At 69.8% G+C, this 19,776-nt stretch carries 18 protein-coding genes and 1 tRNA gene; 5 read left to right on the top strand and 14 right to left on the bottom strand.

The window, feature by feature from the left end; translation table 11 throughout:
- Positions 1-10: 10 nt before the first annotated feature.
- Genes ABEA33_RS25720 through ABEA33_RS25700 form a run of 5 tightly spaced genes read right to left on the bottom strand, consistent with a single transcriptional unit; the run spans position 11 to position 4,879 of the window.
- Positions 11-166: a hypothetical protein gene (locus ABEA33_RS25720; protein ID WP_345529972.1), complete on the bottom strand. Its 156-nt coding sequence runs from the start codon at positions 164-166 to the stop codon at positions 11-13.
- Between the two features lie 31 nt (positions 167-197).
- Positions 198-1,898 (bottom strand): MmpA family trehalose lipid delivery protein, encoded by a 1,701-nt coding sequence (locus ABEA33_RS25715; protein ID WP_345529971.1) that lies wholly within the window; start codon positions 1,896-1,898, stop codon positions 198-200.
- Positions 1,899-1,904: 6 nt separating this feature from the next.
- Positions 1,905-2,660 (bottom strand): decaprenylphospho-beta-D-erythro-pentofuranosid-2-ulose 2-reductase, encoded by a 756-nt coding sequence (gene dprE2 / locus ABEA33_RS25710; RefSeq protein ID WP_345529970.1) that lies wholly within the window; start codon positions 2,658-2,660, stop codon positions 1,905-1,907.
- Between the two features lie 13 nt (positions 2,661-2,673).
- Entirely contained in the window at positions 2,674-4,020 is a 1,347-nt protein-coding gene (gene dprE1 / locus ABEA33_RS25705) for an FAD-binding protein (protein WP_345529969.1), read from the bottom strand.
- Positions 4,013-4,879: a decaprenyl-phosphate phosphoribosyltransferase gene (locus tag ABEA33_RS25700; protein ID WP_345529968.1), complete on the bottom strand. Its 867-nt coding sequence runs from the start codon at positions 4,877-4,879 to the stop codon at positions 4,013-4,015. Before ABEA33_RS25700 ends, dprE1 begins: the two co-directional genes overlap by 8 nt.
- A gap of 69 nt (positions 4,880-4,948) precedes the next feature.
- On the opposite strand from ABEA33_RS25700, the gene ABEA33_RS25695 reads away from it, so the two are divergent.
- Complete coding sequence (locus tag ABEA33_RS25695; protein WP_345529967.1) at positions 4,949-6,199, top strand: lipopolysaccharide biosynthesis protein; 1,251 nt, start codon at positions 4,949-4,951, stop codon at positions 6,197-6,199.
- A 10-nt stretch (positions 6,200-6,209) separates the two neighbouring features.
- Here the strand turns inward: ABEA33_RS25695 and polA are convergent, their stop codons facing one another.
- A complete protein-coding gene (polA, locus tag ABEA33_RS25690) occupies positions 6,210-8,906 on the bottom strand; it encodes a DNA polymerase I (protein WP_345529965.1) in 2,697 nt (898 codons plus the stop codon).
- A 42-nt stretch (positions 8,907-8,948) separates the two neighbouring features.
- Here polA and ABEA33_RS25685 point away from each other — a divergent pair, with 42 nt between their 5' ends.
- Positions 8,949-9,380: a PaaI family thioesterase gene (locus ABEA33_RS25685; RefSeq protein WP_345529964.1), complete on the top strand. Its 432-nt coding sequence runs from the start codon at positions 8,949-8,951 to the stop codon at positions 9,378-9,380.
- A gap of 104 nt (positions 9,381-9,484) precedes the next feature.
- On the opposite strand, the gene ABEA33_RS25680 is transcribed toward ABEA33_RS25685, so the two are convergent.
- Complete coding sequence (locus ABEA33_RS25680) at positions 9,485-10,060, bottom strand: GNAT family N-acetyltransferase (protein ID WP_345529963.1); 576 nt, start codon at positions 10,058-10,060, stop codon at positions 9,485-9,487.
- 111 nt (positions 10,061-10,171) lie between these two features.
- Between ABEA33_RS25680 and ABEA33_RS25675 the strand changes: the two genes are divergently transcribed.
- Positions 10,172-10,918: a DUF554 domain-containing protein gene (locus ABEA33_RS25675; protein ID WP_345529962.1), complete on the top strand. Its 747-nt coding sequence runs from the start codon at positions 10,172-10,174 to the stop codon at positions 10,916-10,918.
- Positions 10,919-11,053: 135 nt separating this feature from the next.
- Positions 11,054-12,406, top strand: a complete 1,353-nt coding sequence (locus tag ABEA33_RS25670; protein ID WP_345529961.1) for an ABC transporter substrate-binding protein — start codon at positions 11,054-11,056, stop codon at positions 12,404-12,406.
- Positions 12,407-12,646: 240 nt separating this feature from the next.
- Here the strand turns inward: ABEA33_RS25670 and ABEA33_RS25665 are convergent, their stop codons facing one another.
- The 6 genes from ABEA33_RS25665 to ABEA33_RS25640 all read right to left on the bottom strand — a co-directional run bounded on the left by ABEA33_RS25665 (position 12,647) and on the right by ABEA33_RS25640 (position 17,956).
- Entirely contained in the window at positions 12,647-13,435 is a 789-nt protein-coding gene (locus ABEA33_RS25665; RefSeq protein WP_345529960.1) for an ABC transporter ATP-binding protein, read from the bottom strand.
- Positions 13,432-14,415 (bottom strand): ABC transporter ATP-binding protein, encoded by a 984-nt coding sequence (locus ABEA33_RS25660; RefSeq protein ID WP_345529959.1) that lies wholly within the window; start codon positions 14,413-14,415, stop codon positions 13,432-13,434. Before ABEA33_RS25660 ends, ABEA33_RS25665 begins: the two co-directional genes overlap by 4 nt.
- Before the next feature lie 4 nt (positions 14,416-14,419).
- Complete coding sequence (locus ABEA33_RS25655; RefSeq protein ID WP_345529958.1) at positions 14,420-15,595, bottom strand: branched-chain amino acid ABC transporter permease; 1,176 nt, start codon at positions 15,593-15,595, stop codon at positions 14,420-14,422.
- A gap of 17 nt (positions 15,596-15,612) precedes the next feature.
- Complete coding sequence (locus ABEA33_RS25650) at positions 15,613-16,806, bottom strand: branched-chain amino acid ABC transporter permease (protein WP_345529957.1); 1,194 nt, start codon at positions 16,804-16,806, stop codon at positions 15,613-15,615.
- Positions 16,807-17,092: 286 nt separating this feature from the next.
- Entirely contained in the window at positions 17,093-17,710 is a 618-nt protein-coding gene (locus tag ABEA33_RS25645) for an ANTAR domain-containing response regulator (protein WP_345529956.1), read from the bottom strand.
- A gap of 57 nt (positions 17,711-17,767) precedes the next feature.
- Complete coding sequence (locus tag ABEA33_RS25640; protein WP_345529955.1) at positions 17,768-17,956, bottom strand: hypothetical protein; 189 nt, start codon at positions 17,954-17,956, stop codon at positions 17,768-17,770.
- 110 nt (positions 17,957-18,066) lie between these two features.
- Here ABEA33_RS25640 and ABEA33_RS25635 point away from each other — a divergent pair.
- Positions 18,067-18,142: transfer RNA gene (locus ABEA33_RS25635), tRNA-Leu, on the top strand.
- Positions 18,143-18,212: 70 nt separating this feature from the next.
- Here the strand turns inward: ABEA33_RS25635 and pyk are convergent.
- Entirely contained in the window at positions 18,213-19,682 is a 1,470-nt protein-coding gene (gene pyk / locus ABEA33_RS25630) for a pyruvate kinase (RefSeq protein WP_345529954.1), read from the bottom strand.
- Positions 19,683-19,776 lie beyond the last annotated feature (94 nt).

Here is a 19,776-nt window from a genome sequence, read left to right as displayed (position 1 = left end):
CGAGAAGGCGCTACTGGGTCTCGCCGTAGTTGAGGACCGGGTTGGTCACGCTCGCGGGTGACTTGCTGGGCGCCTGGGTCTGGGAGTCGACGACGCCGAAGATCGCCGCCCCGGCCATACCGCCGCCGACCAGCAGGCTGATGCCACCGATGAGAATAGTCTGCACGTAATTCCCTCCCTGTTCGGCGCAGAACGTATCACTTCCGGCGACGCTTTCGGGGGTTTGCGCGCCAGATGTTGTGAATCCCGTTACACGCGGCGGTAACAAGGACCGCGGCGAACCCGGCCCAGGCGAGCGCGACCGCTGCTCGCGACCCTGACCCGGGCTCCCGCTCTGACGGCGCCGCGAGCGCGATCAGCTCCAGGTCGTCGCCCCGGTAGGCGGTACGGCCGGCCAGCTCTGCGTCGTACGCCGATGTGGTCGCGACGTCGAGCTCCCGGGCGACGATGCCGATGCCGAGCGCCTCGAGCGCCGCCGATCGGGTCGCCGGGTCGGGCTGGGCGAGCGCGTCAAGCACCTGCGGCGTACGCGGGTCCTCTCCCGGGACGACCACGCCGTCGACGAGGAGCTGGTCGTTGACGAGGTAGTTGGGCTGGAGATAGCGGGGCAGCGGGTCGAGCACCCGGCGACCGTGGTTCCAGTCCGGGGCGCGATAGCTGGTGAAGGGGAGCACGAGCAGATCCCCGGGAGGCGGGTCCGTGAGCACGTCGCGGGCGGCCGCATAGTCGTCGGGGTACGTCGCCGGGGCGAGCTCGCCCGAGATCCCCCAGGCAGCGTCGGGGAGCATCACGAGGGGGAAGAGCGCCGCGCCGATCCCCACGAGCACCCGGGCAACCAGCTCGCCGCTCGCGACACGTGCCCTCTCGGCGGCCCGCTCCGCGCCGGCAGCCACCAGCACCGCCGTCAGCGGCGCCGCGAGCGCCAGTCCGCGGGACCCGTCGCGGAGGACCCCGCCCCCCGGGACGTGCGCGGCGAACCAGCCGAGCGAGCCGGGAGCGGCCCAGGACCAGAGCGCGACGCCGACCCCGACGGCCCAGAGCACGAGCAGCGCTCCCGCCGTACGCCTTCCGAGGCGGCGCCGCGCGGGACGTACGCCGGCCACCGCCAGCGCAACCAGCACGTGCAGCGACACCCAGGCGAGCACGGACTCGCGGCTGCCGGGCACGACGGCCGCGTTCCAGATCCCGCCGAGGGACAGCGCCGTGAGTGGTGCGGGCAGGGAGCCCTCGCCGCGCAGGGCGAAGACCCCCGTGCCCACGGTCGTGGCGGCGTCTGCGTGCAGCAGGCCGGCGACGACCCAGGGCGCGTTCACGGCTGCGACGAGCAGCAGCAGTCGTACGGCGGCGCCACGCCTGGCAGTGAGGCCGACGGCCAAGAGCGTCACGGCCGACATCAGGCCGGCGTTGGCGCTGAGGCTCCCGACCAGCAGGAGGAGGGGCAGGGCCGCGCCGATCCGGCCGTCGTCGCGGTAGCGGACCGCCTCGCGGACCAGCCACGGCAGCACCGCCCAACAGAGCAGCACCGGCCAATGACCGAGCCAGAGCCGCTCCACGACGTACGGGCTCCACAGGTAGACGCTGACCGCCACGAGCCGGGCGAGCACCGACGGGCCGACCAGGCGGGCCGCGCCCAGGCCGCCGGCGAACAGCGCGCCGAGGAGGACCGCCTTCTGGAGCAGCATCCCCGGCACCACTTGGTCGGCGAGCGCGACGACGAGATCCGAGGGGACGGCGCGCGGCAGCGCCGGGCCGAGCCCGAGGAAGTCGCTGCGCACGGCGAGGTCGGGCACCCACACCATGTCGAAGGTGAGCACGTAGCCCGGCCCGAGCGCCGGCCCGAGCATCAGCAGAGCGAGGGCGCACGCCCACGCCGCCGGCACGAGTCGGAGGGCGCGCACCTGCACTCAGATCGGGAGCTTGCGGAAGAGGGGCCGTGGCACGTGGCGCAGACCGGACATCACGCCTCGCATCGCCTTGGGCACCCAGATCAGGTCGTCGCCCTTCGCGACCGCCGTCGTCACGGCGTCGGCGACCTGCTCGGCAGTGACGGAGAGCGGAGCGGCCTCGCGCCCCTCGGTCATCTTGGTGTGCACGAACCCGGGGCGTACGACGAGCACCCGCGCACCGCTCCCGCGCAGCGCCTCGCCGAGCCCGAGGAAGAAGCCGTCCATGCCGGCCTTCGAGGCGCCGTACGCGAAGTTCGAGCGGCGGACCCGCTCGCCGGCGACCGACGACAGCGCGACGATCACGCCGTGCCCCTGGCGACGCATCACCTGCGCCAGGCAGACGCCGACACTGACCGGCGCCACGTAGTTGACCTCGGCGAGCCGGGCCGCCGTCTCGTGGTCCTGCCACGACTGCTCCTCGTCACCGAGCACCCCGAAGGCGATGACGGCCACGTCGATGTCGCGAGAGGCGGCGATCGACTCGATGAGGGCCGGGTGATCGCCCGTGGCCTCCGCCTCGAAGTCGACGGCCTCCACGCGCAGGCCCAGGTCGGCGAGTCCGGCGGCCGCTCGGTCGCGCCGCTCCCCCGGCCGCGCCGCGAGGATCACCTCGGGCGAGCCGTTGCGTGCCCAGGCGCGCGCGAGCGCCAGCGCGATGTCGCTGGTCCCGCCGAGCAGGAGGACGGTCTGGGGCTGGCCGAGTGCGTTGATCATGGGGCGGCTTTCGTCAGAGGGCGAGGCGTCGGGAGAGGTCAGACTGGAGGCGGTGGTGTGGGTCGAGCCGCTCGCGCAGCTCACGGAACTCGGCAAGCCGGGGATACATCGTCGACATCAGCTCCGGGCGCAGCCGGGCGTCCTTCGCGAGGTAGATCCGGCCGCCGGCCTCCGCCACCTGCTCGTCGAGGTGCGCCAGGAGACCGACCAGGCCCGGCCGGGTCGGCGCATCGATCGCGAGCGTCCACCCGGCCGTCGGGAAGGACAGCCAGCCGGAGCTGCCCGGGCCGAAGCGCTTGAGCACCGCCAGGAACGTCGTGTGCTTGTCGGCGGCGACCTCCTCCAGGATGCGCCGTACGACGTCGGCGCGGTCCTCCGGGACCACGAACTGGTACTGGAGGAGCCCGTGCGGCCCGTAGAGGCGGTTCCAGTGCGCCACCCCGTCGAGCGGGTGGAAGAACGCCGAGACACTCTGGATCTCGCCCGCGCGGAACTGCGGTGCCCTGCGGAACCACGCCTCGTTGAACGCACGGACGGTCGGCCTGGTCACCAGGCTGAACGGCGGCGCGAACGGCACCGTCAGCCGGGGCGCCGTGGGGACCGCCAACGGGTGCGCGGCGGCAGCACCCGCGAGCTGGTCGAGGGTCGCGTGCTCTCCTCGTGACAGGACCGAGCGGCCGAGCGAGCTGCCCTTGGCCTCGGTGTCGATCCACGCGACGGAGTAGGTGAAGTCGTCGTCGGACCCGGCCATCTCGGCGAGCACCGCGTCGAGGTCCGGCAGCCGCTGCGTGGTGACGTCGAGGTAGCCGGTCTCGACGGCGATGGTCCGCAGCACGGCCGAGACGATCACCCCGGTCAGGCCCATGCCGCCGACCGTGGCCCAGTAGAGCTCAGGGTCGTGGACGGGACCGACGGTGCGCAACGTGCCGTCCGGGAGCACCAGGTCGAGCGAGACCACCTGGTCGCCGAAGCTGCCGGTGACGTGGTGGCTCTTGCCGTGGACGTCGCAGGCGATCGCGCCGCCGATCGTGACGTAACGCGTCCCGGGGGTGACCGGCACGAACCGACCACGGGGCAGGAGGAAGCGCATGAGGTCGTGCAGGCTGGTGCCCGCCGAGACCCGGACCGTGCCGTCGGCGGCGGGCTCGTCGATGATCGAGGGCAGCGGGTCGAGCACGACTCCCCCGGCGTTCTGCGCCGGGTCGCCGTACGAGCGCCCGAGCCCGCGAGCGATCAGGCCCCGCGGCCCGGCGTCGCGCAGGAGGTCGGCGACCGCGTCGGGCCCGGCGTGGCGGCGGACCCGGCCGGCGCTCGGCGCCGTACGACCCCAGCCGGTGAGCACCTCGGACTCGTCAGACATCGAGGATCCCCAGGGTCAGGACGACCAGCCACACGACACCGATGCCCTGGAGGACCCGGTCCCGCCAGACGATGTCCTCCGGCTCGGACGCCGTGCCGGCGTCGATGTCGACGGCGTAGCGCAACAGCGCGCCCACGAACGGGATGATCGAGAGCGCCAGCCACGGCAGGCTCCCGCTGGTCGGGTTGCTGAAGGCCCACAGGCTGTAGCCGGCGATGGTGACGCCGGCGGCCGTGCTCCACACGAAGCGGAGGTACGACGCCGTGTAGCGCACCAGCGAGCGCCGGGTGCCGGCCTCGCTGCCGAGCGTGTGCAGCTCGGAGTAGCGCTTGCCGGCGACCATGAAGAGCGAGCCGAAGCCGGCGACCAGGAGGAACCAGTCGGAGATCTCGAGGGACGCCGCGAGCCCGCCGGCGACGGCCCGCATCAGGAAGCCCGCCGCGACGAGCATCAGGTCGATGACCGGCTCGTGCTTGAGCCAGGTCGAGTACAGGAGCTGGACGGCGAGGTAGGCGATCACCAGGACGAGGAGCTGCCAGGTCGCAGCGTATGCGAGTGCCGCGGCCAGCGCCGCGAGCGCGACCGCCACCGCGACCGCTGCCCCCACCGACAGCTCGCCCGCCGCGATCGGTCGCAACCGCTTGCGCGGGTGAACCCGGTCGGCCTCCCGGTCGACGCAGTCGTTGACCAGGTAGACCGCGGACGAGGCGAGGCAGAAGGAGACGAACGCGACCACCGTCGCGCCCAGGACACCGGGCTCGCCGATGTCCCCGGCCGCCACGGGCGCGGCGACCACGAGCACGTTCTTGACCCACTGGCGGGGCCGCATCGAGCGGACGACGGCCTCGGCGGGACTCACGGCGGGAAGTCTAGGGGTGGCACGTCCCGGACGCGCCGTCGCGAGCCGAGTCGCATACGCTTCCCTCCCGTGAGCTCACCGCCGTCCCGGATTCGATCGCTGCTCGCCGGTGGCGGCTCGATCGCGATCGCGATGGGTGTCATGAACGTCGCCACCTACGCGTTCACCATGGTGGCCGCGCGCATCCTGGGTCCGAAGTCGTACGGCGCGTTCGCCGGCCTGATGGCGACGATCCTGGTCGTCGCCGTGCTCCAGCTCGGGCTCCAGGCGACCGCCGCCCGGCGGATCGCCGCGGAGCCGGGCCATGTGGCGCAGATCGAGCGGACGATCCTCGGGGTCACCTACCGCGCGGCCGCTGCCCTCGGCGTCCTGCTGCTGGTGCTGACCCCGCTCCTCAACCAGATCCTGCGCCTCGACAGCATGGCCACCGCGGCGCTCGTCTCCGTGGTGTCGGTGCCGTTCACGATCATGGGCGCGCAGGCCGGGATCCTCCAGGGCGAGCGGCGCTGGGCGGCGCTGTCCGTGCTCTACATCCTGAGCGGCGTGCCGCGCCTGTTCATCGGCACGGCCCTGATCGCCTGGCGGCCCACCGAGTTCTCCGCCCTGGTCGGGATCGGCATCGGCGCCTGCGCGCCGGTCATCGCCGGCTGGTGGCTGCTGCGCCGACCGCGCGACCCGGGGGTGCACAGCGAGGACCACGGCTTCCGGCGGGTGATGGCCGAGACCTTCCACAACTCGCAGGTGCTGCTCGCGTTCTTCGCGCTCTCGAACGTCGACATCGTGCTCGCCCGCAACGTCCTCGACGAGCACGACGCGGGTCTGTACGCCGGCGGGCTGATCCTCACCAAGGCGGTTCTCTTTCTGCCGCAGTTCATCGTCGTGATCGCGTTCCCCTCGATGGCCACCCAGGAGGGCCGCCGCCGCGCTCTCACCGCGAGCCTGTCGCTCATCGCCGCCCTCGGCGTCGGGGTGACCCTCGCCGCGGCCGTCGTACCGGACCTGGCGCTGATCTTCGTGGGCGGCGACGACTACGACGAGATCGCGAAGAACCTCTGGATCTTCGCGATCCTCGGGACGCTCCTCGCGATGCTGCAGCTGCTCGTCTACTCGGTCCTCGCCCGGCAGGGGCAGCGGTCGGTCTATCTCGTGTGGGCGGCCCTGGTCGCGATCGTCGCCATCGGCCTCACGACCTCGACGCTGCGCGGGCTGCTCACCACGGTGATCGCCACCGACGCCGTCCTGCTCGTCGCCCTGCTGTGGATCAGCCTGACCGTCATCCGGCACGCCGTCAGCGAGCAGGAGTCGGCACCCGCCAGCTGAGCTGGATCCGCTAGTGAGCGGCTTCGTGCCAGCTGCGGCCGAAACCGACCGACACGTCGAGGGGTACGGCGAGCTCGGCGGCGCCGCCCATCTGCTGGCGCACCAGCGTCTCCAGCGCCTCCCGCTCGCCCGGCGCCACGTCGAAGACGAGCTCGTCGTGCACCTGGAGCAGCATCCGCGACTTCAGCCCGGCCGCGGTCAGCTCGCGCTGGACGTCGAGCATCGCGACCTTGATCAGGTCGGCCGCCGAGCCCTGGATCGGCGCGTTGAGCGCCATCCGCTCGGCCATCTCGCGCCGCTGCCGGTTGTCGCTGGTCAAGTCGGGCAAGTAGCGCCGGCGCCCCATGATCGTCTCGGTGAAGCCGGTGCGGCGGGCCTCGTCGACGACTCCGGCGAGGTAGTCGCGGATGCCGCCGAAGGTCTGGAAGTACTCGTCCATCAGGCCGCGGGCCTCGCCCGGGTCGATGCCGAGCTGCTGGCCGAGGCCGAACGCCGACAGCCCGTAGGCGAGGCCGTAGTTCATCGCCTTGATCTTGGCGCGCATCTCGAGCGTGACCTCGTCGGCCGGGACGTCGAAGACCCGGGCCGCGGTGATCGAGTGGAAGTCGCTCCCCGAGCGGAACGCCTCGATCAGCAGCGCGTCCTCGGAGAAGTGCGCCATGATCCGCATCTCGATCTGGCTGTAGTCGGCGGTCATCAGCGACTCGAAGCCCTCGCCGACGACGAACCCCTCGCGGATCCGGCGTCCCTCCTCGGTGCGGACCGGGATGTTCTGCAGGTTGGGGTCGGTGCTGGACAGGCGGCCGGTCGCGGCGATCGTCTGGTTGAACGTCGTGTGGATCCGGCCGTCGCCCGAGACCGTCTTGAGCAGCCCCTCGATCGTCTGGCGCAGCCGGATCACGTCGCGGTGCCGGAGCAGGTGCAGCAGGAACGGGTGCTCGGTCTTCACGTACAGCGCCTGCAGCGCGTCGGCGTCGGTCGTGTAGCCGGTCTTGGTGCGCTTGGTCTTCGGCATGTCCAGCTCGTCGAAGAGCACCACCTGGAGCTGCTTGGGCGAGCCGAGGTTGATCTCCTTGCCGATCACGGCGTAGGCGTCCTCAGCCGCCTTGCGCACCTCGGCGGCGAAGTGGCTCTCCAGCGCCTCGAGGTGGTCGACGTCGACCGCGATGCCCGTCTGCTCGAGCTGCGCGAGCAGGTCGACCAGCGGCAGCTCCACGTCGTTGAGCAGCGCCGTGCCGCCGCGCTCCTCCAGCTCGTCGTCGAGCGCCGCGGCCAGGTCGAGCACGGCGCGGGCGTGCAGCATCTCGACCTCCCCGGATGCACTCTGCCCATCGAGAGTTGCTTCGATGCCCAGGCTCAGCTGGCCGTCGTCGGTGCCGCCCTGCTTGAGCTCGCGCTTGAGGTAGCGCACCGTGAGGTCGGCGAGGTCGTAGGAGCGCTGATCGGGGCGCGCGAGGTACGCCGAGAGCGCCGTGTCGCGGGCCAGCCCGGCGAGCGGCAGGCCCCAGGCCGCGAGGGCCAGCATCGGCCCCTTGGCATCGTGCAGCACTTTCGGGCGGGCGGTGTCGGCGAGCCAGCCGGCGAGCGCGGTCTGGTCGTCGGGGTCCAGGTCCTCCGCCGAGATCCAGGCCGCGGCTCCCTCGGTGGTCGGCCCCGGCGACGTGGCGAGCGCCAGCGAGGTCACCTCGCCGGTGCCGGCACCCCAGCGGCCGGCGACGTGCAGGCCGACCCGCTCTCCGGTGGCGGCATGCTCGGCCAGCCAGGCCGCCAGCTCGCCGCTGGCGAGGACCGACGTGGCCAGGTCGAACCCCGAGTCGTCGATCTCCTCCTCGGAGGTGAGCGTCTCGAAGAGCCGGTCGCGGAGCACCCGGAACTCAAGACCGTCGAAGAGGGTGTGCACCTCGTGGCGGTCCCACGGCTGGATGACGAGGTCGGCCGGCCGGAGGTCGAGGTCGAGGTCGCGCACCAGGCGGTTGAGGTGTCGGTTGCGGATGACGTCGCCGAGGTGCTCGCGCAGCGCCTCGCCCTTCTTGCCGGTGATCTCGTCGGCGTGGGCGATCACGTTGTCGAGGCCGTCGTACTGGTTGATCCACCGGGCGGCGAAGCCCGGACCGACCCCGGGCACACCGGGCAGGTTGTCGGACGTCTCCCCCACGATCGCGGCCAGCTCGGGATAGCGCGCGGGCGGCAGGCCGTACTTCTCCTGGACCGCGGTCGGCGTCATCCGCGCCAGGTCGGAGACCCCGCGCATGGGGTAGAGGACCGTCGACCGGTCGGTGACCAGCTGGAGGGAGTCGCGGTCTCCGGTGAGGATCAGGACCTCCATCTCCTCGTCCTCGAGCGCCTGGGTGACGAGGGTGGCGATGATGTCGTCAGCCTCGTAGCCGTCCTTCTTCAGGAACGGGATGCGCAACGCGTTGAGCACCTCCTCGATCAGCGGCAGCTGGCTGCTGAACTCCCCGGGGGTCTTGTTGCGCTTCGCCTTGTACTCGGAGTACTCCGCCAGCCGGAACGTCTGGCGCGACACGTCGAACGCGACCCCGACGTGGGTGGGCTGCTCGTCGCGCAGCACGTTGATCAGCATCGAGGTGAAGCCGTAGACCGCATTGGTGTGCTGCCCGGTCGTGGTCGAGAAGTTCTCGACCGGGAGCGCGAAGAACGCGCGATAGGCGAGCGAGTGACCGTCGAGGAGCAGGAGGCGAGGCACCCGCCGACTCTATCCGCGACCGCCGACAGCCAGAATGGCACCATGAGCAACGAGATGTCGGTGACGGACTACATTGCGGCGATGCCGGAGGACGTACGCGGCCTCAACGAGAAGATGGGCATCGAGCTCACCGAGATCTCGGCCGAGCGGGTCGTCGGCACCATGCCGGTGGAGGGCAACACCCAGCCCCACGGCCTGCTGCACGGCGGCGCCTCGGTGGTGCTCGCCGAGACGCTGGGATCGGTCGGCTCGGCGGTGCACGCGCACCCCGACAAGCGGTCCGTGGGCATCGAGATCAACGCGACCCACCACCGCTCCGCCACCACGGGCACGGTCACCGGCGTCGCGACCGCGATCCACCTGGGCCGCACCATGGCGACGTACGAGGTCGTCATCACCGACGAGCGCGGCAAGCGGGTCTGCACCTCGCGCATCACCTGCGCGCTGCTGCCCAGCGAGCGCTTCCAAGACTGAGGCTGGTCTTCAGCTCACCGGGTCTCGACACGCCAGTCGCGACCTCGCCCCTCAGTCGCGCGGCTTGCTCGACCACCATCAGCGGAGCCGCTGACGCGTCTCCGCTAGCTCTCCGCGGCCGCCCGGCTCTTGCGCAACGAGCGGCGGGCGGCGAGCACCTGGGTCAGCTGCTTGCCGTGGCCGGCGCCCGCGGGCCGGCGGTGCGCGCTCAGGCGGCTGCGGACCGCGTGGGTCGTGGCGACCCGGAGTACGGCGTACGGGCCCAGCGCGATCCGGGCCATGAAGCGGTTGGCGTCGCGGGAGCCGGCGACGGCGGCCGTCGCGACGTGCGCGATGCCGAGCTCCTCGGCCCAGGTCACGGCCGACTCCATCAGCGCGGTGCCGATGCCGCGGCGTCGGTACGGCGCGAGCACGTGCGGCGACAGCGCCCGGACGATTGGTTCGCGGTTGATCGCGGACATCGTCGTGTGCTCGAGGTGGATCGCGCCCGCGAACTTCCCGTCGTACTCGGCGACGATGATCCGCTGGTGGTCGGACGCCAGGACGTCGATGACCACGGCTTCCATGTCGATCGCCTGGTCCTCGGGTCCGACCCGACGGATGACGTCGGTCCACACCTCCGCGAGGTGTCGCGCGTCCTCGGGGGTCACCGAGCGGAGCGACACCAGGGAGCGATTCATCGCGCCATGCCTATTCCGACCTTCCACAGGCTGCCGCGCCTCCGTGTCCCCCGAACGCGGCTCCAGCGGTAGACACTACGCTCAGCCTCCCAGTCCTGTCAGAGGAGTCCCGTGATCCCAGGCCTCGGAACCGTCGTGAACGTCGCCGCCGTGCTCGTCGGCAGCGTGATCGGAGTGCTCCTGGGCAACCGACTGCCGGTGCGCACCCGCGACGTGGTGACGGACTCGCTGGGTTTGGTGACGCTGCTGATCGCGGGTACGTCGGCCATGGCCGCGCTCGACGCCGACCTCTCCGACTTCGTGGGCGACAGCGCGCCGATGCTGATCGTGCTCGGCGCGCTGCTGATCGGGGGCATCGTCGGGTCGCTGCTGCGCCTGGAGTCCCGCGTGGAGTCCCTGGGCGGTTGGCTGCAGACCCGGCTCGCCGGCGACGCCACCTCAGCAGACCGGCACCGCTTCATCGAGGGCTTCGTGGTCTCGTCACTGATCTTCTGCACCGGACCGCTCACGATCCTCGGCTCCATCAACGACGGGCTCGGGAACGGCGCCGACCAGCTCATCCTCAAGTCCGCGCTCGACGGGTTCGCCGCCATCGCGTTCGCGGCGTCCTTCGGCTGGGGGGTCGCCGCCAGCGTCGTCACGATCATCGCCGTGCAGGGCAGCCTGACCCTGCTCGGGCTGGCGCTCGGCGACGTGCTCCCCGACGCGCACCTGGCCGCGATCACGGCCACGGGTGGGCTGCTGCTCGTGGGCGTCGCCCTGCGCCTGCTCCGCGTCCGAGAGATCCCGGTGGCCGACCTGTTGCCCGCGCTGCTCGTGGCACCGATCCTGGTGGCGTTTGTTGGCGCGCTTCATTGACGTAACGGTTCGCTAACGACAGGGTGCCGTAACACACCGGGCCCCACGGCCAGTCCTACGGTGGCATGGCTATGCCCAACCAATCGGTAGGGCGGGCGCGGTGTAGTGCATCAACGCGACAGAAAGGTTCACCCCGTGAATCGAACCAAGACCAACTGGGTAAGGCTGATGGCGGGCACAGCCGTCCTCGGCCTCGCCCTGACCGCCTGCGGCTCTGACTCGGACGGCGGCGACGCCGCCCCGGAGGCAAGCGACTCACCGTCGGCGTCCGACTCGGCTGCCGCAGCTGACTCGTTCACCAACGACAAGTGCGCGCCCAACCAGACCAGCGCCGACACTTTCCGCGTGGGTGGCATCCTGCCGCTGACCGGTAACCTCGCGTTCCTCGGCCCCCCGGAGATCTCCGGTGTCGGCCTGGCCGTCTCGGACATCAACGCGGCTGGCGGCGTCAACGGCGCCCAGGCATGCCACGACATCCAGGACTCCGGCGACTCGACGGACATGTCGGTCTCCACCGCGTCGGCTGGCACGCTGGTCGCCAGCAAGCCGTCCGTGGTCATCGGCGCCGCCTCGTCCAGCGTCTCGCTGAACGTCGTCGACACCTTCGCCGACAACAAGATCACCGAGGTCTCGCCGGCCAACACGGCCGTCGACCTCAGCGGTTACTCGCCGTGGTACTTCCGTACCGCCCCGCCGGACGGCGTCCAGGGCAACGCACTGGGCACCCTGATCTCCACCGACGGCTTCTCGAAGGTCGGCTTCCTGGTGTTCAACGACACCTACGGCACCGGCCTCCGCAACGTCGTCGAGGAGACGGTCAAGGCCTCCGGTGGCTCCTGCACCTACGGTTGCAAGGGCCAGGGCGACGAGTTCCCCGCCGGCCAGACGACGTTCTCGGCCGAGGTCAGCGGTGTGCTCGCCTCCAAGCCGGACGCGATCGTCGTGCTCGCGTTCGACGAGACGAAGTCGATCATCCCCGAGCTCGCCTCGCAGGGCTGGGACATGTCGAAGGTCTACCTGTCCGACGGCAACACGTCCGACTTCAGCAAGGACTTCGAGAAGGGCACCCTCGAGGGTGCTCAGGGCACGATCCCCGGCGCCGACCCGGACGCCACCTTCAAGGAGCGCGTGAGCGGTTGGGCCGAGCAGGCTGACGGCAAGCCCCTGAAGGACTACTCCTACTCCGCCGAGTCGTACGACGCGACCATCCTGGCCGCGCTCGCCGCCGTCAAGGGCAAGGCGACGGACTCGCAGACGGTTCGCGACAACTACGCGGACGTCTCGGGGGCCACCGATGGCGAGGAGTGCACCACCTACGCCGACTGCGTCGCCCTCCTCGAGGACGGCAAGGAGATCCGGTACACCGGACCTTCGGGTATCGGCCCGATCGACAAGGAGAACGACCCCTCGTCGGCCTTCGTCGGCATCTACAAGTACACCGCCGACAACAAGAACGAGCTCAGCAGCACGGTCGAGGGCTCGAAGTAACACCCAGCACCTGGTACGAGAAGGGCCCCGGACCTCACGGTCCGGGGCCCTTCCTCATCTCCGGCCGTCGCAGCACCCACCTCGACCTCACCCCCACCACAACAGCGAAGTCGTTCTCGCCGCAGGGGTGCGCGATGCCGCCACTTGAAGATGCCGTCGCCAGGACGGAGAAGACCATCCAACGTCCGAGGCCACCCGCGCCACCGCCTGCTTCGTGGAGGACGCCACGACCCCCTAGGGTCAGTGCGAGTCGCGCTCCTCGTCGACGTCCTTGGCGAGCGTGCCCAGGTAGAGCGCGATCACCTTGGGGTCGTTGGCCAGGTCGCGGCCGGTGCCCGTGTGAGCGTCCCGCCCCTGGTCGAGCACGTAACCGCGGTCGCAGATCTGCAGGCAACGGCGGGCGTTCTGCTCGACCATGACGACGCAGACGCCGGTCTTGTTGATCCGGCGGGTGCGCAGGAACGTCTCGTCCTGACGCACCGGCGACAGGCCCGCCGACGGCTCGTCCAGCAGCAGGACGGACGGCTCCATCATCAGCGCCCGGGCCATCGCCAGGGACTGCCGCTCGCCCCCCGACAGCGCGCCGGCACTCTGGTTGCGGCGGTCGTGCAGCACCGGGAAGAGGTCCCACATGGCATCCAGGCGCTCGCGAATCTTCTTGGGCCGCAGGTAGAGGCCCATCCGGAGGTTCTCCTCGATACTCAGCGAGGGGAAGACGTTGTTGGTCTGCGGGACGAAGCCGACCCCCATCTCGACCAGCTGGTTGGTGCGCAGGTTGGTGATGTCGCGGTCACCGAGCGTCACCGATCCGGAGTGCACCTTGACCAGGCCGAACATCGCCTTGAGCAGCGTCGACTTGCCAGCGCCGTTCGGACCGATGATGCCGATCATCTCGCCCGGGTAGGCGACCAGGCTGCACCCGTTGAGGATGTTGACGCCGGGGATGTAGCCGGCGACCACGTCCTTGGCCTCGACCACCGGCTTCTGCGTCTGCGTCGCGACTCCACCACTCTGCTGCTGCTCGGTCATCGCAGTCCCTCCGCCTCTTCCTCGGCCTGACGATCGGCGTCCTCGGCGGCCACCTCTTCGGCGATCTCTTCCAGTGCCTCGTCCGACAGCAGCGCGTCGTCACCGAGGTCGGTGTCGTGGTGCGCACCGAGGTAGGCGTCGATCACGGCCGGGTCGGACATCACCGTGTCGGCGGAGCCCTCGGCGACCAGGCGGCCTTCTGCCATCACCGCCACCCAGTCGGAGATGTGGCGTACGACGTGCATGTCGTGCTCGACGAAGAGCACGGTCATGCCCTCGTCGCGGAGGTTCTGGATGTGCCCGAGCAGCGACTGGGTGAGCGCGGGGTTCACGCCCGCCATCGGCTCGTCGAGCATGATCATCTTCGGGTCGCTCATCAGTGCCCGAGCCATCTCGAGCAGCTTGCGCTGACCACCCGACAGGCTGCCGGCGTAGTCGTTCTTCTTCTCGTACAGCTTGAAGCGCTCCAGGAGCTCGTCGGCCTTGGCCTCTATCTCCTTCTCCTGCCTGCCCCAGGAGCTGCGGAACAACGACTTGAAGAGGTTCTCACCGGCCTGGTTCTGCGCCCCTAGCATCATGTTGTCGATGACGGTCATCGCGCTGAGCGCCTTGGTCAGCTGGAAGGTGCGGACCATGCCGGCCCGGGCCACGCTCGACGCCGAGGTCTTGTCGAGCGTCCGGCCGTCGAAGGCCCAGTGCGCGCCCTTGCCGGCCGTGGTCGGCTTGTCGAAGCCGGTGATCAGGTTGAAGAACGTCGTCTTGCCGGCGCCGTTCGGCCCGATCAGGGCCGTGATCAGGCCGCGCTGCACCTCGAGGTGCTGCACGTCGACCGCGGTCATGCCGCCGAACTGCCGCACGATGTTGTTGACGAGCAGGATCGGGTCGGGCTTGCTGGCACCGGGGGTGGCCTCGAAACCGGAGGTCAGGGCCTGCCGTGCCGCGGGGTCCGCGAGCTCTCGCGCGACCTTGGGGTCAGCCATCTGGTCAGACATTGAACTGCAGCTCCCTCTTGTTGCCCAGGATGCCTTGTGGTCGGAAGATCACGATCAGCATCAGCGCCACACCAACGACGATGTAGGAGAACTGCTCCGTCTGCTGGTTGTTCATGATGCTGTCCGGGACGTATGCCGCGGCGGTGTACTTGATGCCGATCCGGCCCGCGAAGAAGATCACCGATCCGAGCACCGGGCCGAAGATCGTCGCAGCGCCGCCGAGCAGCAGGGCCGTGTAGCAGAAGAACGTCAGCGAGCGGCCCATCGAGTCGGGCTGCACGCTGGACGACAGCACGTAGACCATGCCACCGAGCGCTCCGAAGAGACCGCCGATGATGAGCGCCTGCATCTTGATGGCGAAGACGTTCTTGCCGAGCGAGCGGATCGCGTCCTCGTCCTCGCGGATGCCGCGCAGCAGGCGACCCCAGGGGCTGCGGACCATCAGGAAGACGAGGAAGGTGCACAGGAACGCCAGGCCCCATGCGATGAAGCGGACCCACCAGCCGCTGACACCGGTGCTCTGATAGGGAACCGGGAAGAGGAAGAACAGCAGGAACAGGTTGATCACGACCAGCCCGGCGATCGCGAATCCCTTGCTCGCGCCCTTGAGGTCGGCACCACCACGCAGCAGGTAGATCAGGGCGGCGATGCCTGCCACGACGACGATCCACCCGAGGATCCGCACCCAGGCCGCACCGTCGGCGACGTCCTGGTAGTTGAACGGGAGCAGCGTGAACTGACCGTCCCCGAAGAACGACAGGTTGCGGAAGGGCGTCGTGTACTGGCTTCCGGGGATGCCCTGGGCCGAGCCGGTGAAGTCGACGAGCAGTGCCGATCTCCCGACGTACCGGATGATCTCGGCCGCCGAGATGGTGACGATCGCCAGGTAGTCGCCGCGCAGCTTCAGGGTGGGTGCGCCGAGCACCAACGCGAAGATGAACGCCGCGCCGAACCCCAGCAGGACGCCGACGATCATCGGCAGGCCGTTGGAGATCGAGATCGCGAAGCCGTACGCGCCGAGCAGCATGAAGCCCGACTGGCCCATGTTGAGCAGGCCGGTGAAGCCGAAGTGGATGTTGAGGCCGATGACGGCGATCGCGACCGCCGCGGTCTGCGGCGACAGCACCTCGCGCATCATGCCGTTGAGGATGAACTGGATGGTGTCCATGTCTGTCAGTCCTCCCTCTACCCGACCCGCTGCGGCTTGCCGAGCAGACCCTGGGGTCGCACGAGCAGGAGCAGGATCAAGATCAACAGCGCGGTCGCGTACTTGAAGTCACCGGGCATGCCCAGGACCGGTGAGAGCTCGACGACCAGGCCGATGATCAGCGCACCGACCAGGGCGCCGAACGCCGTACCGAGGCCACCGAGCGTGACCGCTGCGAAGAGCAGCAGCAGGATCTGGAGACCGGAGTCCCACTTGATGCCGTTGGTGACCAGCGCGTAGAGCAGCCCGGAGAGGCCGGCGAGGCCCATCGCGGTCGTCCACACCAGCCGGATCACCCGGTCGGTGTCGATGCCCGAGGCGGCCGCGAGCGCCGGGTTGTCCGAGACGGCACGCGTGGCGCGCCCGACCCGGGTCCGGAGCAGGGCGTAGCCGACGGCAGCCAGGACGACCACCGAGATCAGCATCGCGACGATCGACTGGTTGGTGATCGTGACCGGCCCGATCTCGCGGACCGACGGATTGTCCTGGAGGACACGGACGGTGCGCGCACCGACGGTGTACTGGTAGACGTACTGCAGCGCCAGCGAGAGACCGATCGTCACGATCATCATCTGGGTCAGGCCCAGACCGCGCCGCCGTAGCGGCTGCCACAGGATCCGGTCCTGGAACCACCCCGTGAAGGCACAGAGGATCACGACCAGGAGGCCGCCGATCCAGAGACCGAGGCCGTGCTGGTTGATCAGGAAGTAGCCCAGGATGCCGCCGAGCGTCACCTGCTCGGCGTGGGCGAAGTTGGAGAGCCCCGTGGTGCCGTAGATCAGCGACAGACCGACCGACGCGAGCGCCAGCAGCAGGCCGAGGCGCAGGCCGTTGACCGTGCTCTGGATCAGCTCGTCGACCTTGCTGGTCTCGGCGCTGTACGAGCCGGTGCGGACGTCCAGCGTGGCCGCCTGAGTCACGCCCAGCCGCGCGACGTCGACCGTGATCTCACCCTGCCCGATGACCACGTCGTCGGGGAGCGACTCCTTGTCGAGGACGACGGTGTACTCGCCGGGCTCGTTGACCTCGACGCTCCACTTGCCGGTCTCGCTGGTCTGCACCTCCTGCTCCTCACCCGAGGGCGAGGTGACGGTGATGGTCGCGTCGGGGACCGGCGACTCCTCCGTACGGAGGGTGCCGGCGATGCAGGCGGTCTCGTCCGGCTTTGCCATGCACAGGACATCCACTGCGCTCGCAGACCCCGAGGAAATCAACGCGAGGAAGGGCGCGAGCAGCAGCGCGAGGATGAGACCCGCTACCCCTCTGAGCACCGTCCGCTCGCGGACGACGTGTCGAGACTTCAACTCGGTCCTCCCATTCCAGAACCCGACCGGGCTCGGAACGGCAGTCTAGGGGTGAACGATGAGTGAAACGCCAGTACATCGCCGTCGCGGCGCGCCTGGCGGGCAGGCTTTACCGAAGCGTGATCTGACGGAAACCTGCCCCGGGGAGCGAGGTTCAGCCGGCGATGCCCGGACCGTGGGCGATGACGCCCTCGGCGACCTGCCGCATGGAGAGCCGCAGGTCCATCGCCGTCTTCTGGATCCAGCGGAACGCCTCCGGCTCGCTGAGCTTCAGCTGCTCCTGCAGGACGTTCTTCGCCCGGTCCACGGACTTGCGGGTCTCGAGACGCTCGGTGAGGTCCGCGACCTCGGCCTCGAGCATCGACAGCTCGGCGAACCGGCTCACGGCCATCTCGATGGCCGGCACCAGGTCGGTCTTGCTGAACGGCTTGACCAGGTAGGCCATCGCCCCGGCGTCGCGGGCGCGCTCGACCAGGTCGCGCTGGGAGAACGCCGTGAGGATGACGACCGGCGCGATCCGCTGGCTCGCGATCCGCTCGGCGGCGGCGATGCCGTCGAGGACCGGCATCTTGACGTCCAGGATCACCAGGTCGGGCCGCAGCTCCTCGGCGAGCTCGATCGCCTTCGCGCCGTCGCCGGCCTGGCCGACGACCTCGTAGCCCTCCTCGGAGAGCATCTCCGCGAGGTCCATCCGGATGAGGACCTCATCCTCGGCGATGACGACCCGGCGGGGCGCGGTCCCCGGGGTCGGCTGGTCGGTCGGCTGCGTCACGGCAGCAGGCTATCGGCCCGCCCGCCGTCGTACGCCGCCAGTCCCTTTACCGACCCTTCAGGCTGGACGCGGCGCGGCACCGGGCACGGGCACGAGACGTGCCTCCCTGGTCCGCAGGTACAGGTCGACCTCGTCGCGCTCGACCCGGCGGCGGCTGAGTGCCGTCGTCGCCCTACGAGCGTTGCCGATGGCGCGTTCATTGCTGGCCCGGCCCCATCCGCTGACCTGCTGCCACGGCTTCCACATGTCGACCTCCACTGCCCGAGCACCCGCGTGATCGAAACTGTAGTAGTTCTATTGACTTTAGCCAAGAAGGAACCCGGGATCAGTTTCGGCTAAGGTTTCCCGCGCTGTCGGCCCCGGTATCCCAACGGCAGAGGAAGCGGTCTCAAACACCGTCCAGTGTGGGTTCGAATCCCACCCGGGGCACCAAACGCCGGGACGTCATACGAATCGTGGCCCCCAGGGCTCGATCCGTATGACGTCCTTAGGGCTCTCCGGCTCAGCGGTGGCGCTTGTACGCCGGAGCGACCTCGTTGATGGCGTCGCCCATCCGGTGGATGCGCAGGGCGTTGGTCGAGCCGGGGATGCCCGGAGGGGCGCCGGCGATGATCACCACGAGGTCGCCCTCGGTGACCCGGCCGATCTGCAGCAGCTGGTCGTCGACCTGGCGGACCATCTCGTCGGTGTGCTCGACCATCTGGGTCAGGAACGTCTCGACGCCCCAGCTCAGCGCGAGCTGCGATCGGACGGCGGGGACGGGCGTGAAGGCGAGCACCGGGACCGGGCCGCGGAGGCGGGACATCCGGCGCGCCGAGTCACCGCTGGTGGTGAACGCGACGACGTACTTCGCGCCGACCCTCTCGGCGACCTCCTCGGCCGCCTTGGCGATGACGCCGGAGCGGGTGTGCGGGTCCCAGTCGATCTTGGCGAAGACACCGGCGCCGTCGCCGTTGCGGATCGCGTGCTCCTCGGTGGAGGTGATGATCCGGGCCATCGTCTCGACGGTGTGCACGGGGAACTCCCCCACGCTGGTCTCGCCGGAGAGCATCACCGCGTCGGCGCCGTCGAGCACCGCGTTGGCGACGTCGGAGGCCTCGGCGCGGGTGGGTGCCGGGCTCGAGATCATCGACTCCAGCATCTGGGTCGCGACGATGACCGGCTTCGCGTGCAGACGCGCCTTGCGCACGATCTGCTTCTGCAGGAACGGCACGTCCTCGAGGGGGCACTCGACGGCGAGGTCACCGCGGGCCACCATGAAGCCGTCGAAGGCGTCGATGACCTCGTCGAGGTTCTCGATGGCCTGCGGCTTCTCGATCTTGGCGATGACCGGGACGCGGATGCCCTCCTCGTCCATGATCTTGCGGACGTCGTCGGCGTCCTTGGCATCGCGCACGAAGCTCAGCGCGATGAAGTCGACGGTGAGGTGCAGCGCGAAGCGCAGGTCCTCGATGTCCTTCTCCGACAGCGCGGGCACCGACACCGCGACGCCGGGCAGGTTGATGCCCTTGTTGTTGGACACCTTGCCCCCGACCAGGACCTCGGTGTGCACGTCGGTGCCGTCGACGACCCCGGTGACCCGGAGCCGGATCTTGCCGTCGTCGATGAGGAGCGGGTCGCCGACGTTCACGTCGCCGGGCAGCCCCTTGTACGTCGTACCGCAGATCTTGTCGTCGCCGGGCACGTCGCGGGTGGTGATCACCCACTCCTGGCCGCGATGGAGCTGGACCGGGCCGTCGGCGAACGTCTCGAGCCGGATCTTCGGACCCTGGAGGTCGGCGAAGATGCCGACCCCGTGCCCGCTGGCATCGGAGGCCTCGCGCACGAGGCGATAGGCCTCGGCGTGGTCTTCGTGGGAACCGTGGCTCATGTTCAGCCGGGCGACGTCCATCCCGGCGTACACGAGCTCGCGGATCCGACGCGGCGACGAGGTCGCGGGGCCGAGGGTGCAGACGATCTTTGCTCTACGCACGTGCCTCATCCTACCGCGACTTTGAACGTTCAAAGACCTAACTCCCGCGGGCTGGATCGTGAAATCGCCGAGTCGGCGCAAAGTGACCCCTGGC

This window comes from Nocardioides endophyticus, from assembly GCF_039543845.1.
In the GTDB taxonomy this organism is placed as follows: domain Bacteria; phylum Actinomycetota; class Actinomycetes; order Propionibacteriales; family Nocardioidaceae; genus Nocardioides; species Nocardioides endophyticus.
This window is presented reverse-complemented; position numbering and strand designations above follow the sequence as displayed.